General features: G+C 64.4%; 10 protein-coding genes. 4 read left to right on the top strand and 6 right to left on the bottom strand.

Annotated elements, in window-relative coordinates; all coding sequences use genetic code 11:
* Positions 1 to 241 precede the first annotated feature (241 nt).
* Complete coding sequence (mtnA, locus tag EOA29_RS10665) at positions 242 to 1,336, bottom strand: S-methyl-5-thioribose-1-phosphate isomerase (RefSeq protein WP_127220881.1); 1,095 nt, start codon at positions 1,334 to 1,336, stop codon at positions 242 to 244.
* Positions 1,333 to 2,601, bottom strand: coding sequence for an S-methyl-5-thioribose kinase (gene mtnK / locus EOA29_RS10660; protein ID WP_127220880.1), 1,269 nt, complete (start codon positions 2,599 to 2,601; stop codon positions 1,333 to 1,335). Before mtnK ends, mtnA begins: the two co-directional genes overlap by 4 nt.
* A gap of 138 nt (positions 2,602 to 2,739) precedes the next feature.
* Here mtnK and EOA29_RS10655 point away from each other — a divergent pair, with 138 nt between their 5' ends.
* From EOA29_RS10655 to EOA29_RS10645, 3 genes are all read left to right on the top strand, one after another.
* Positions 2,740 to 4,251: a sugar ABC transporter ATP-binding protein gene (locus tag EOA29_RS10655; protein WP_127220879.1), complete on the top strand. Its 1,512-nt coding sequence runs from the start codon at positions 2,740 to 2,742 to the stop codon at positions 4,249 to 4,251.
* 77 nt (positions 4,252 to 4,328) lie between these two features.
* The gene (locus EOA29_RS10650) at positions 4,329 to 5,324 is read left to right on the top strand and encodes an ABC transporter permease (RefSeq protein ID WP_126095391.1); all 996 of its coding nucleotides are present in this window, start codon (positions 4,329 to 4,331) and stop codon (positions 5,322 to 5,324) included.
* Positions 5,325 to 5,359: 35 nt separating this feature from the next.
* Positions 5,360 to 6,412: a substrate-binding domain-containing protein gene (locus EOA29_RS10645; RefSeq protein ID WP_126101591.1), complete on the top strand. Its 1,053-nt coding sequence runs from the start codon at positions 5,360 to 5,362 to the stop codon at positions 6,410 to 6,412.
* A 333-nt stretch (positions 6,413 to 6,745) separates the two neighbouring features.
* Here EOA29_RS10645 and EOA29_RS10635 read toward each other — a convergent pair whose 3' ends face one another.
* From EOA29_RS10635 to EOA29_RS10620, 4 genes are all read right to left on the bottom strand, one after another.
* Complete coding sequence (locus tag EOA29_RS10635; RefSeq protein WP_127220882.1) at positions 6,746 to 7,822, bottom strand: D-alanine--D-alanine ligase family protein; 1,077 nt, start codon at positions 7,820 to 7,822, stop codon at positions 6,746 to 6,748.
* A gap of 11 nt (positions 7,823 to 7,833) precedes the next feature.
* The gene (locus tag EOA29_RS10630) at positions 7,834 to 8,454 is read right to left on the bottom strand and encodes a C39 family peptidase (RefSeq protein ID WP_127220878.1); all 621 of its coding nucleotides are present in this window, start codon (positions 8,452 to 8,454) and stop codon (positions 7,834 to 7,836) included.
* Positions 8,455 to 8,672: 218 nt separating this feature from the next.
* The gene (locus EOA29_RS10625) at positions 8,673 to 10,727 is read right to left on the bottom strand and encodes a bifunctional aldolase/short-chain dehydrogenase (protein WP_127220877.1); all 2,055 of its coding nucleotides are present in this window, start codon (positions 10,725 to 10,727) and stop codon (positions 8,673 to 8,675) included.
* Positions 10,728 to 10,921: 194 nt separating this feature from the next.
* The gene (locus EOA29_RS10620; protein WP_127220876.1) at positions 10,922 to 11,887 is read right to left on the bottom strand and encodes a sugar-binding transcriptional regulator; all 966 of its coding nucleotides are present in this window, start codon (positions 11,885 to 11,887) and stop codon (positions 10,922 to 10,924) included.
* Positions 11,888 to 12,060: 173 nt separating this feature from the next.
* Here EOA29_RS10620 and EOA29_RS10615 point away from each other — a divergent pair.
* The coding region (locus EOA29_RS10615; protein ID WP_127220875.1) for an IS630 family transposase at positions 12,061 to 12,998 on the top strand (938 nt) is incomplete at its 3' end.

Genomic DNA, 12,998 nt, shown 5'->3' with positions numbered 1-12,998 from the left:
AACAAAACGAAGCCGCTCGTCCATGAGTCCAGTCTCTCGCCAAACCATCGCCGGTCCTCCCGGCAAACGAGAAAACTGTCACCCATCTAATCGGTCCATTCTGTTACCTATCTATCCGGTTCGGACAGCGGCCACCTCTCCCCCGCCTTTGGCGGGGGCGAGGAACCCAGGTATTGAAATGCTGGCGGGACAGCGCCCCCCTCTGTCGCCTTCGGCGACATCTCCCCCTCGAGGGGGGAGATTACCCCCGCTCCGGAAACATCGCCTTCAGCCCCTCGCGCGAGGCCTTCGCCACGCCGCGCTCGGTGATCAGCCCGGTGACCAGCCGCGCCGGCGTCACGTCGAAGGCGGGATTTGCGGCCGGCGTCGCGTCGGGCGAGACGCGCACCTGCGCGATCTTGCCGTCGGCCGTCTTGCCCCAGACCAGCGAAACCTCGTCACTCGCGCGCTCCTCGATCGGGATTTCGGCAAGCCCGTCGGCCACGGTCCAGTCGATGGTGGGCGAGGGCAGCGCGACATAGAAGGGCACTTCATTGTCAGCGGCGGCTAAAGCCTTGAGATAGGTGCCGATCTTGTTGCAGACGTCGCCATTGGCGGTGGTGCGGTCGGTGCCGACGATCACCATGTCGATGTCGCCATGCTGCATCAAATGGCCGCCGGCATTGTCGACGATGAGCGTATGAGGCACGCCGTGACCGGTCATTTCCCAGGCGGTCAACTGGGCGCCCTGGTTGCGCGGCCTCGTCTCGTCGACATAGACATGCACCGGAATGCCAGCTTCGGTCGCCAGATAGATCGGCGCCGTCGCGGTGCCGTAGTCGACTGTCGCCAGCCAACCGGCATTGCAATGGGTGAGGATGTTGACGCTCTCGCCCGGCTTCTTGCGCGCCGCGATTTGCCTGATGATGGCAAGCCCGTTCTCGCCGATGGCGCGGTTGAGCTCGACATCCTCGTCGGCGATCTCGGCGGCACGGCGATAGGCAGCCGCGGCGCGCTCTCCTGGCGCCAGCGGCTTCAGGAAGCGCCGCATCTCGTCCAGCGCCCAGCGCAGGTTGATCGCCGTCGGTCGCGTCTTGTGCAGCGTCTGCCACACCGTGTCGAGCGCTTCGTCCGAGGCATCGTCGGTCATCTGGATGGCCACGCCATAGGCGGCGGTGACGCCGATCAGCGGCGCGCCGCGCACCCACATGTCGCGGATCGCGGTGGCGATGCCGGCCACGGTTCCGATCGTCTCGATGCGGAACTCATGCGGCAGCCAGCGCTGGTCGATGATCTCGACCGAACGCTTGTCGTCGCTCAGCCAGATGGTGCGGTAGTGGCGTTCGCCGACGTTCAAATTCTGCTCTCCTGTTCGATCAACGCGGCCAGGGTGTTGACCTCGTCGATGCTGTGGATCTGACGCCGGTTGACGGCAATGTGGCGGCCGAAGCGCAGCGCCTTGGCCTCACATCTGGCGCGCAGGTTTTCATCGGCAATGGTCTCGAAATCGGCATTGTGGGCGAGGCCGAGGATGCGCCGGTGCACCTCGATGCCGGCGAAGCCGAGCAAATCGGTCCAGATGCCGGAAAGCATGTGGTCGAGCGCCTGCTCGGAACCCAAGAGGTCGCCCTGATCCTCGAACAGGCTCTTCTGGTAGAGCATGCCGGTGCGCTCGGTGCGCCACAGATGCGAGAACTCGGCGCGGAACACGGCCCAGGTCTCGGCCGTGACCTTGAGCAGATAGGCGCGCATCGAGTCGCGGCCGCCGTTCTGCTCATGGCCGCGCTGCGAGAAGTAGGCCATCCAGAAATTGGCGAGCAGCATGCCGACATCGAAGGCGATCGGGCCGTAAAAGGCGAACTCTGGATCGATCATCCGGGTCTCGCTGTCGGTGACCATGATCGAGCCGGAATGCAGGTCGCCATGCAGCAGCGTCTCGGCATTGGCGGCGAAGGAATGTTTTAGCCGCTGCGCCTCGACCTTGAGGTCGCGGTCGGCGCGCAATTCGGCCACCAGTCCGTCGAGCTGCGGACTGGTGTGCCGGTTCATCTCGGCGTCGAAATATGGATCGGAGAACACAAGGTTCTCGGTGATGTCGCAGAGCTCGACATTGTCGGCGAATAAAGCGAGGTCGGCCTTGCGCTCTCTGGTCACCATCGACAGGTCCGAGCCGCGGAACAGCGTGCGGGCCATGAACAGGCCGATGTCGCGTGCGATGTTCGGCAGCTCGCGGCCATCGGTCAGCGCGCGCCGCAGGATGATGTGCGGCGGTGCCAGATACTCCATGACGATGAGCGCTTGGCCTTCGTCGAAATGGTAGATCGTTGGCACCGAGCCGGGCGCTCGGCGTTCTTGCCTGATCAGTGCATGATATTCGAAGAAAGAGCGCTTCAAGGGCAGCGGCCAGCTGTCGCCGACCAGCCGCACATAGGGCAGCGCCTGCTTCACCACCGCCGCGCCGTGATCTCCCTCGACGATGAAGACGAGGTTCAAATTGCCGTCGCCGACCTCGCGTACCTTCCAGCGGCTGGCATCGTTACCGATGCGCTCGGTCAGCGCCGTGGTCTCGCCAAGGCGCTTCGGCAGCGTCTCCACCGACAATGCTTCAAACTTCCCGGTCATTCTCTCCCCTCCTGCTCGTGGGTTCCGACGATAGCGGAGCCACGGCGGCGGGGCCAAGCTAGGAAGCGCTCTGGCAAATGTCAATCGTGTTGACAATTGACGAGTGAGCCCATAGCGTCACGGGTCAGGGAGGAACGAATGGGCGCAGATGCCGTGTTCCGTGTGGAGGGTCTGAGGAAATCCTTCGGCCAGAACGAGGTGCTTGGCGGCATCTCGATTGAGTTGTTTGCAGGCGAGGTCACCGTGCTGATGGGCGCCAACGGCGCCGGCAAGTCCACGCTGGTCAAGATCGTCAGCGGCGTCTATTCGCGCGACGGCGGCACGATGCGGCTCGCCGGCCGGGCCTTCGATCCCGGCACGCCGGCGGAAGCCATCCGCGCCGGCGTCGTCACCGTGCATCAAAACATCAATGACGGGGTGGTTGCCGATCTCGACGTCGCCACCAACCTGACGCTCGACCGGCTGAGCGGCAAGGGCGCGTCGCTGTTGTTCAAGCCCGCCAATGTCCGCGCCGAGGCCCGGGCCGTCGCCGATCGCATGGGGCTCGCTATCGATCTCAGGGCGCGTGTCGCTGACCTTTCGCTCGCCGACCGGCAGATGGTGGCGATTGCGCGGGCCATGGCGCACCAGCCTAAGGTGCTGATCCTCGACGAGCCGACCTCGTCGCTGTCGAGCGCCGAAGCAGACCGGCTGTTTTCGCTGATCGACCGGCTGCGCGGGCATGGTGTCGCCATCCTCTACATCTCGCACCGCATGTCCGACATCCGGCGGCTTGCCGACCGTATCGTCTCGATGCGCGACGGCGTCATCTCCGGTGTCTTCGACCAAAAGCCCCTCGACTATGAAGGCGCGGTCAACGCCATGCTCGGCCGCAAGATCCTTCTCGACCGGGTCGTCGCCAGAAATTCGGCGCGCGCGGTCTTCACCGCCGAAGGCCTGCAATTGGCGCATGGCGCCAAACCGATCTCGATGACGCTCGGCGCCGGCGAGGTGGTGGCGATCACCGGTCTGGTCGGCGTCGGCAAGACGGCGCTGGCCGAGACGCTGTTCGGCGTGCGCGAGCCGCTGGCAGGCGCCATGCACATGGACGGCAAGCCCTATGCGCCGCGATCGGCGCGCGAGGCGATTGCGGCGGGCGTCTTCCTCGTCGCCAAGGACCGCGCGATGAGCGGCATCGTCGGCGGCTTCAACGTCGAGCGCAACATCAGCCTGCCGTTCCTCAAGCGCATGTCGAGCCTCAGTGTCATGAAGCGCCGCGCCGAGCGTGCCGCCGCACGCCGCCAGATCGACGAGCTCGGCATCGTCTGCCGCTCCGAGAAGGACGAGCTTGCGGCATTATCAGGCGGCAATCAGCAGAAGGTAATGGTGGCGCGCTGGATGTCTCAGACCTCACGCCTGTTCATCCTCGACGAGCCGTTCCAGGGCGTCGACATCTCGGCAAGGCGCGACATCGCCGCCAAGCTGAGGGCAAGCGCCGACGGCCGCGCCACGCTCCTTTTCGTTACCGAGATTGACGAGGCGCTGGAGACTGCCGACCGCATCCTGGTGATGTCGGAACACACGATCGTCGGCGAGCACAGGAACGCCGATATCGACCTCGACCGGCTGCTGGCGCAGGTGGCCGGCGGGCCGCTGCACGGCACGGCGTGAGCCGAACCGATGACGAGACTTGGAGTGCATGCATGAGTTCCAGTTTGGCGGAGAGGGCAGCAGAGCGGGAGCGTTCGATGACATTGCGTGACTATGCCATCCGCTACGGCTTCATCGTCCTTTTGTTCGGCCTGATCGCCTATTTCGCGATCGCCGCCGACGGTTTCGTCTCGCCGCAGAGCGCGGTCTTCATCTTCCAGTCGGTGGCGATCACCGGCGTGCTGGCGCTCGGCGTCACCGCGACGCTTGTCGTCGGCGGCTTCGACCTGTCGATCGGCTCAGTCGCCACCAGCGCCATGATGGCGGCGTCCTATGCCATGGTGGTGCTGGAACAGAACGCCATTGTCGCCGTCATCGCGTGCCTGGTCATCGGCGTGGTCGTCGGCCTGATCAACGGCTGGCTGATCGTCTATATGCGCGTGCCGGATCTCTTGGCGACGCTTGGCATGATGTTCCTGCTCCTCGGTCTGCAACGCATCCCGACCGAAGGTCGCTCGATCGCCACCGGCATGACCATGCCCGACGGTTCGGTCGCCAACGGCAAGTTCAGCGAGGCTTTCCTGGCGCTCGGCCGCCACCGCATCGACTTCTTCATCCCGAGCCTGATCCCGGTCTCGGTGGTGGTGCTGGTCGTGCTTGCCGTGCTGATCTGGTTCTTCCTCGAATACACCCGATTCGGCCGCATGATGTATGCCGTCGGCAGCAACGAGCGGGCCGCCGAACTCGCCGGTGCGCCTGTCAAGGCATACAAAATCTGGGCCTACGTCATTTCGGGAGTTTTTGCCTCGATCGGCGGGATTTTGCTCGCCGCCCGGCTTGGACGCGGCGACATCGCCTCGGGTAATAATCTCTTGCTCGACGCTGTCGCCGCGGCGCTCATCGGCTACGCGGTGCTCGGCGCCGCCAAGCCCAACGCCTTCGGCACGGCCGTCGGGGCGGTGTTCGTCGGCGTCCTGCTGCAAGGCCTGACGATGATGAACGCCCCTTATTACACGCAGGATTTCGTCAAGGGCGCGGTGCTCGTCGTCGCCCTTGTCTTCACCTTCGCCCTTTCCGGCAGGGGCAAGAGATAGTTTCGACCGGGGCATAAACAACGGAGGAAATCGACGTGAGCATCACAAGAAGACTTTTGGGGAAGGCCGCGCTCGGCCTCGCGGGCGCGGCGCTGCTGATGCAGGGTACGGCACTGGCGGCCGACCGTCCGGCGCCATTCGACAAGCCGGGCGTCAAGATCGCGCTGGTGCGCTATCTCTCGACCGGTGACTTCTTCCAGGCCTATCTCTCCGGCGTCGAGGCGCAGGCCAAGGCGCTCGGCGTCGACCTGCGCGTGCTGGACAGCCGCCAGGACGCCGCGCTCCAGGCCGACATGGTCGACCAGGCGATCGCGCTCGGCGTGCAGGGCATCATCATCCAGCACGGCCTGACGGAATCGATGAAGGACGCCGCCCAGCGCGCGGTCGACGCCGGCATCAAGGTCGTCGCCTTCGACGTCAATGTCGAGAACCCGAAGATTCCGCAGATCGAGCAGTCGGACCGCGATCTCGCCCGCCTCGCGCTCGAGCAGGCGGTCACGGACAATGGCGATAGCTGGAAGGCCGGCTATGTCTATGTCGCCGGCATCGCGCCGCTCGACCGCCGCAACGAAACCTGGGTCGACGTGAAGAAGAAGCATTCGGGCATCAGCGAAGTGGCCATGTTCGGCACGCTCGACAACCCGATCGCCAACTCCGTCGCCAACCAGGCGCGCTCGGTGCTGCAGGCGCATCCCGACATCAAGGTGATGTTCGCGCCCTATGACGAGTTCGCCAAGGGCGTGAAGATCGCCGTCGACGAGGCGGGCCTCAACAAGGGCATCAAGATCTATTCGGCCGACATCTCGACCTCCGACATCGCCGCGATGCGCGAGCCGGACAGCGCCTGGGCAGCGACGGCCGCCACCAACCCGGCCGTCGTCGGCCAGGTCTCGGTGCGCGCGCTGGCGCAACTGCTCGCCGGCGAGGATCCCGGTCACAACGTCATCGTGCCGCCGACGCTGATCACGCAGAAAGAGCTCGTCGACAAGGACATCAAGAACATGGAGGACCTGTCGGCCAAGCTGCCGCAGTTCGCCCATGCCGATGTCGCGATGCCGGCCTGGATGCCGAACCCGAACGCGAAGTAAGCTGGTCTGAAAAGCGCTATTGGCAACATTAGAAACGTCGCGTCGCCCCTCATCCGCCTGCCGGCACCTTCTCCCCGTATAGTGACGGGGAGAAGGGGGATGGCCGAGACGCTGGCGCCTCATTCTGCAACGGCGACAAATTGGCGAAACCGTCGGTGACGGCGTGTTTTTCCCCGTCACTATACGGGGAGAAATGCCCGGCAGGGCAATGAGGGGCGGCGCCGACCGACGAAATCTGATCAGACCGCCTCGCGTGAGGCGGTTTCAACGTGGCGTGCTTTAGTGATCAGTGAAAAGAACGGCTCTCGGGCCGCTCTTTTTTTCATCCGTCCTTCAGGCCGACCGAGCGGCACGCGCCAGTCCATGCGCCACCAGCCGGTCGATGACCTCCGGATAGCTGACGCCGCTTGCCGCCATTGCCTTGGCGTACATGCTGATGTTAGTGAAGCCAGGAATGGTGTTGAGCTCGTTGACCAGGAACGTCATGTCCGGCATCAGGAAAAAGTCGACACGCGCCATGCCGTCGCAACCGACGGCTCTGAAGGCCCTTGCGGCCATGTCGCGCATGCCTTGCTCGACCTCCGGCGGCAGTTCCGCCGGCACGATCAATGCCGCGCCGTTTTCGTCGATGTACTTGGCATTGTAGTTGTAGAATCCGTGACTTTCCGCGGGCACGATCTCGCCCGGCCGCGAGACGAAGAGTTCGCCCGCGGGGTCCTCCAGCACGCTGTATTCGATCTCGCGGCCCCGAACGAATTCCTCCGCCAGCAGCTTGCGATCGTGCTGGAAGGCTTCCGCGAGCGCCCGATCGAATTCCTGGCTGGCGTTGACCTTTGCGACGCCAACCGACGAGCCTTGGCGCGCCGGTTTGATGAACAGGGGCAGGCCAAGCTGGTCCTCCAGAACGGCGAGGGAAGGCGCCGCATCCTGATCGATCGTCACCGAGCGCGCAACAGGCACCCCCGCCGCCTTCAGCAGCCGCTTGGCGATTTCCTTGTCGAGCGCCGTGGCCGAACCCAGGATGCCGCAGCCGGCAAGCGGCACTTGCGCCACTTCCGCCAGTCCCTGCACCGCGCCGTCCTCGCCATGCAGGCCGTGCAGGACGGGAAACAGTATATCGATGGCTGGCAGATCGTGCGGTGGCCCGCCGGCCGGAATGGCCAGCATCCGTCCATGCCCGCCCGGCACCAGGCAGATATCTGTGCCGCTTGACGGAGTCGCAAGCGCGCCGTCCCGGTAGCTGCTCAGCAGCCAGTGGCCCTCGCGCGTGACGAAGATCGGAACGGCATCGTACTTCGCCGGATCCAGCGCATGCATAACATTGGCCGCCGAAAGCAACGACACCTCGTGCTCGGCGGACCGCCCGCCGAACAGCACACCAATACGCAATCTTTTCGCGGCCATCGATATCTCCGCAATGGTTAGGGTTTGAGACCGACGGCGATGCCGCGCCTGGCGAAAAAGCGGTCGAAGGCGGCTAGCGGCAGCGTTACGTTCGCCTGGCGCTCCCGATCGTGGCCGGACGGGTTGTGGAAGCGGATTTCGCCGTTCGATGCTGCCGTCACCAGCACCAGATGCCCGCCCTTCGACGGCGGCTCGCGCTCGGGCCAGCGGATCCCGGGATGCACCGAGGCGATGAAGTAGCGCCATCTGGAAAGTAGTCCGGACACCATGGCCATATCAACATTCGTCATCGTCTCGGCAGAGAGGCCGAAACGTTCGCCGACGAACCTGACGAAGGGCTCGTAGATCAGCCCTTTGATCGAGCCGTCCGCCTCGTTCACGACATAGCCGCCGTAGGCCGTGCAGGCGCGGGCGAGCTCGAGCGTCGGGTGAATTTCGCCCCGCGCGGCAAGGATCATCTTCAGGCAGGCCATGCCGCAGACATTGACGGCCCAGCGCGCATAGTCCTCGATCGTATCTGCGCCGGAGTTGCGCCACAGCGGATCTCGGCACAGAGCCGACGGCCCCTCCGCCAAGAGCGGCAAAGTCATGCCAGGCGATTCCCACTGGCTGAAATAAGGCACTTCCCTGGATTGCATGCCGGCCCAGCCTTGTGTTTCGCACGCGAGGCGCAAGGCCCCTTAAAGCTGCTCGAGCAATAAGCGAAGGATTTGAGCGGATTTTGGTCAGTTACAGCAGTTTTCTAGCAGAGGTGTGAAACTGGCTTACATCCGGGGAAATGCGTCAGGACAGGAGGAGAGAGCGGTTCGTCGTTCTCGTAAGATGACGAACCGCCCCGGGAAATGTCTTTACTTCTTCAACGCAGCGCTGCTGCTATGTTGCCGCCGTCCACCGTCGTGACGTCGGCCGTGGTGCGTTCCGCGAGCGCCTGGTGCAGGAAGGCCTGCGCCACGTCGTCAGCCGTCACTTCCTGCCCGAGCAAATTGCCGGACATGTATTCCTTTTCCGACACGCCGCGCGCGCCGGAGCGGCTGGCGATCATGGCATCGGTCAACAGCCCGGAGCGGATGCGGTCGGCGTTCACCGCGTTGGCGCGGATGCCGTGGGAGCCGTAGTCCAGCGCGTATTGCCGGGACAAAAACAGCGTCGCCGCCTTTGGCAGGCCGTAGGCGCCGAACTTCGGTCCGGGATTGACCGCCTGCTTGGAGGTGTTGAAGAGGAGCACGCCGCCCGTACCCTGTTCCAGCATGATGCGCACCGCATTCTGCGCCGCCGACTGGTGGGCGAAGAAGTTGAGCTCGAAGCTCTTGCGCAGGAGCGCGTCGTCGAGCTCGCCGATCCGGCCCTCCCAGGCGGCGCCGGCATTCGAGACCAGGATGTCGACGCCGCCATAGACGGCGACGGCCTTGTCGAAGGCCGCGCGCATCTCGGCCGGGTTGGTGATGTCGGCGCCGACGCCGATCGAGTTGTTGCCGGCCGCCTTCGCCGCTTCCGCAGCCTTGGCCGGGTCGACGTCGACGATGACGGCATGCGCGCCATTGCCGGCGAACAGTTTTGCTGTCGCGGCGCCGATGGCGCCGGCGCCGCCGGTGATCAGCACCACCTGGCCGGTCAGCGGCTTCGGCTTGTTCGAGGCGAGCTTCGCCTGCTCCAGCGACCAGTATTCGAGCGGGAAGAGGTCGGCCTTGGAGAGCGGCTGGAAATTGCCGATGGCTTCCGCGCCGCGCACCGCCTCGATCCACATCTCGCCGACGTCGGAGGCGATTTTCGCATCCTTCAGCGTGCGGCCATGGCCGAACATGCCGAGGCCGGGCACCAGCGTCAGACGCGGCATCGGGTCGAGCATGGTGCGCTTGACGTCGTCCAGCGCGTCATTGGTCTCGAAATAGGCCTGATAATCCTTGGCGAAAGTCTCGACATGGCTACGGATGACGGCCTTGTAGTCGCCGAGCTTGTCGGCGTCCGGAGCCGGTATCGCCATCGGGCCGGTCTTGATGCGGATCGAAAGGTCCGGCGTCGAGACGCCGCGCCCGGCATAGTCGGCGATTCTCGCCGAGTTGATGAAATCGACGATCGCGTCGGAAGTGCGGAAATCGCTGATCATGCGATCGAAGCGGCCTTCGCCGCGCGCCACCGCCACCGCGCCGCGCAGCATCGGCGCGATGTCGCTTGGCCTGGCGAGCTTCGCCGGCAGCGCCGCCTTGGCCGCCTGCGCCTTGCCGTTCTTCGCGACATACTCCTCGGCGACGTTCACATGGTGGATCATCCGGTCGTAGGCCTGCCTGGCGTCGTCGCCGAAGGTGAAGATGCCGTGCTTGTCGAGGATCAGTCCCTCGACGGTTGGGTCGGCGTCAAAAACTTCCGCAGCGACCTTGGCGAGGTCGAAGCCTGGCTTGATGTAGGGCACATAACCCATCTTGTCGCCGAACACCGTCTTCACCAGCGCCTTGCTGTCTTCCTGGTCGACGATGGCGAGGATGGCGGTCGAATGCGTGTGGTCGACGAATTTGTGCGGCAGGAAGGCGTGCAGCAGCGTCTCGACCGACGGGTTGGGGGAGGCGGGGTCGATGAGGTTGGAGCGCTGCAGCGCCACCATGTCCTCGTCGGAGAGGCTGTCCAGCGTGCGTGCCTTGAGCAGCGTGCCCATCTTCACAGCCGGCAGGCCTTGCGGCTCGATGACGGCCATGTCCCAGCCGCTGCCCTTGACGCAGAGCACGTCCCATTCATCGCCGACGAGATCGGTGGCCTTGGTCTTGCAGGAGGTGTTGCCGCCGCCATGCAGCACCAGCCGCGGCTCGCCGCCGAGCAGCCGGGTCGTGTAGACACGCAGCGCGAGGTCGCCATCGACGCCCTTCTTCGCATAGTCGGCAACCATCTTTTCCGCGTCGGCGTCATTCCAAAGATTCTTCATTTCGTCCGTCCGATGTCCGTCTTTTTTGCTCATGAACAGAAAGCCGCGACGTCTTGATGACAGAAGCGGCGAGGGTGGTTTTCCCAGAGCATGATGCCGAAAAGTGTGAAGCGGTTTTCGGACGACATCATGCTCTATCTCTTTGATCTAGAGCCGGATGATCTCAGGTCGATTCGACCTGAGATCATCCGGCTCTAGGAGGCCTTTTTGCCGACCGCGCCGGCGTGATCGAGAAGGCGCGCGGCCATATGCGCGCCGACCACCAGATGCGTGCAGAGACCGCCGGCGATTGCCGCCAGCAGCGGCTCGAACTTCGTATCCTCCTGCACTACCATCAGCCGCTTCCCGATGGCGCGCAGCGAGGCGAGCTCGGCGGAGATGACTCGCCTGTTGTAATCGCAGTCGAGCACCTCGCCCCTGGCGTCGATGACCTGCCCGGCAATGACGCCGGCGGCGCCTTGCCTGCGCAGCGCGGCCATTTCGGCCGGCGTCAGTGCGCCGCATTTCACCAGATGGCTGTCGGCGTCGACCGCGCCGACCGAATAGAGCGCGAGATCGCAGTCGGCGATGCCGGCAAGCTGGTCGCGGATCACCGGTTCGGCGCGCAGACCGCGAGCGAGTTCCTCGGTCGACAATACAAGGGGCGCGTAGAAATTCAGGCCCTTGGCGTTCAGCCGCCGCGCGATCTCCATCGTGCACTGGTCGGGCCGGTAGGAATAGGGCGCGCCGAGATTGCCGCAGAGCTGCACCACGGTGACGTCCTGCAGGTCGGCATAGGACATGATGTCGGCGATAGTGTAGACGGTGCGACCCCAGGCGACGCCGATGCGGTCGCCCTTCTTCACCAGCTCCAGGAAGACGCTCGCCGCCAGCACTGCGATGTCGGTCGACGGGTCGGCCACATAGGCGTTCTCGGGCGCTATCCAGACGGCGTCGAGCTTGAAGGCGTCCTCAAGCCGGCGCGCCATCACATCGTCGGTGAAGAGTTGAGTCGAGGTCGAGATATTGACGATGCCGGTCTCGCGCGCCTTGCGCAGATACATGGCCACCGACGCACGTGAAATCTTGAGCTGGTTCGCCACTTCGTCCTGGCGAAGGCCGTGAGCGTAGTAGAGCCAGGCGGCCTTGTGGATGAGCTGTTCTGCCGGTCTGATCGCCATGCCGCCTCCTCGGCTGACATTAGTCACGGCTCTCGACAAAAGTCAAATCAGGGCAGATCGGTGTAATAGTCCGCCGGCACGATGCAATTGAGACAGCCATTCTAGTGGTTTCCACCTAACAGAAGAGTCCAAATTGGGATTCCCCTTTGGCGGCGTGTGTGCGAGTCTGCCGGATGCGCACAGGAATCTCGCTCACCGTTTCTTCGATTGATCGCCAGCGCCTGGCTGCACTGCTCAGGGATCGCAATGCGCCGCAGAAGCACGTCTGGCGGGCCGAAATCATCCTGCTGAGCGCCGATGGCGTCGGCACTGTCGAAATCATGCGGCAAACCGGCAAGTCCAAGACCTGCGTGTGGCGCTGGCAGGAGCGCTTCGCCGCGGAAGGTTTCGAGGGACTGTTGCGCGACAAGACGCGACCCTCGCGCATTCCGCCGCTCCGACCGGAAGTGGCCGAGCGCGTGGTGGCGCTGACATTGAAAGACTCGCCCGGCGAAACGACGCACTGGACCGCCGACATGATGGCGCAAGCAGCCGACATCAGCGCCAGCGCGGTCAGACGCATCTGGAAGGCGCACGGGCTGCAGCCGAACCGCTGGCGGCAGTTCAAGCTCTCCAGCGATCCGCAGTTCGTCGACAAGCTGCGCGACGTGGTCGGCCTTTACGTCGACCCGCCGGCGCACGCCATCGTGCTGTCGGTCGACGAGAAGAGCCAGATCCAGGCCCTCGACCGCACCCAGCCCGGCCTGCCCATGAAGAAAGGCAGGCTCGGCACCATGACCCACGACTACAAGCGCAATGGCACGACCACGCTGTTCGCCGCCCTCAACGTGCTCGACGGCACCGTCATCGGCAGGAACATGCAGCGCCACCGCCATCAGGAGTTCATTCGCTTTCTCAACACCGTCGATGCCGAGGTGCCGGCCGACAAGGCCGTTCACGTCATCCTCGACAACTACGCCGCCCATAAGCACCCTAAGGTGCGTGCCTGGCTCAACCGCCATCAGCGCTTCACCTTCCACTTCACCCCCACGTCTTGCTCCTGGCTCAACGCCGTCGAGGGCTTCTTCGCCAAGCTGTCGAAGCGACGCCTCAAGCGAGGCGTCTTTCATTC

This window comes from Mesorhizobium sp. M1E.F.Ca.ET.063.01.1.1 (assembly GCF_003998155.1).
Lineage (GTDB): Bacteria > Pseudomonadota > Alphaproteobacteria > Rhizobiales > Rhizobiaceae > Mesorhizobium.
This window is presented reverse-complemented; position numbering and strand designations above follow the sequence as displayed.

What these genes read in the sequence shown, in the direction of transcription:
- mtnK (WP_127220880.1), bottom strand. Translation starts at nt 2,601, where the DNA reads ATGACCGGGAAGTTTGAAGCATTGTCGGTGGAGACGCTGCCGAAGCGC.
- EOA29_RS10655 (WP_127220879.1), top strand. Translation starts at nt 2,740, where the DNA reads ATGGGCGCAGATGCCGTGTTCCGTGTGGAGGGTCTGAGGAAATCCTTC.
- EOA29_RS10650 (WP_126095391.1), top strand. Translation starts at nt 4,329, where the DNA reads ATGACATTGCGTGACTATGCCATCCGCTACGGCTTCATCGTCCTTTTG.
- EOA29_RS10630 (WP_127220878.1), bottom strand. Translation starts at nt 8,454, where the DNA reads ATGCAATCCAGGGAAGTGCCTTATTTCAGCCAGTGGGAATCGCCTGGC.
- EOA29_RS10625 (WP_127220877.1), bottom strand. Translation starts at nt 10,727, where the DNA reads ATGAAGAATCTTTGGAATGACGCCGACGCGGAAAAGATGGTTGCCGAC.
- EOA29_RS10620 (WP_127220876.1), bottom strand. Translation starts at nt 11,887, where the DNA reads ATGGCGATCAGACCGGCAGAACAGCTCATCCACAAGGCCGCCTGGCTC.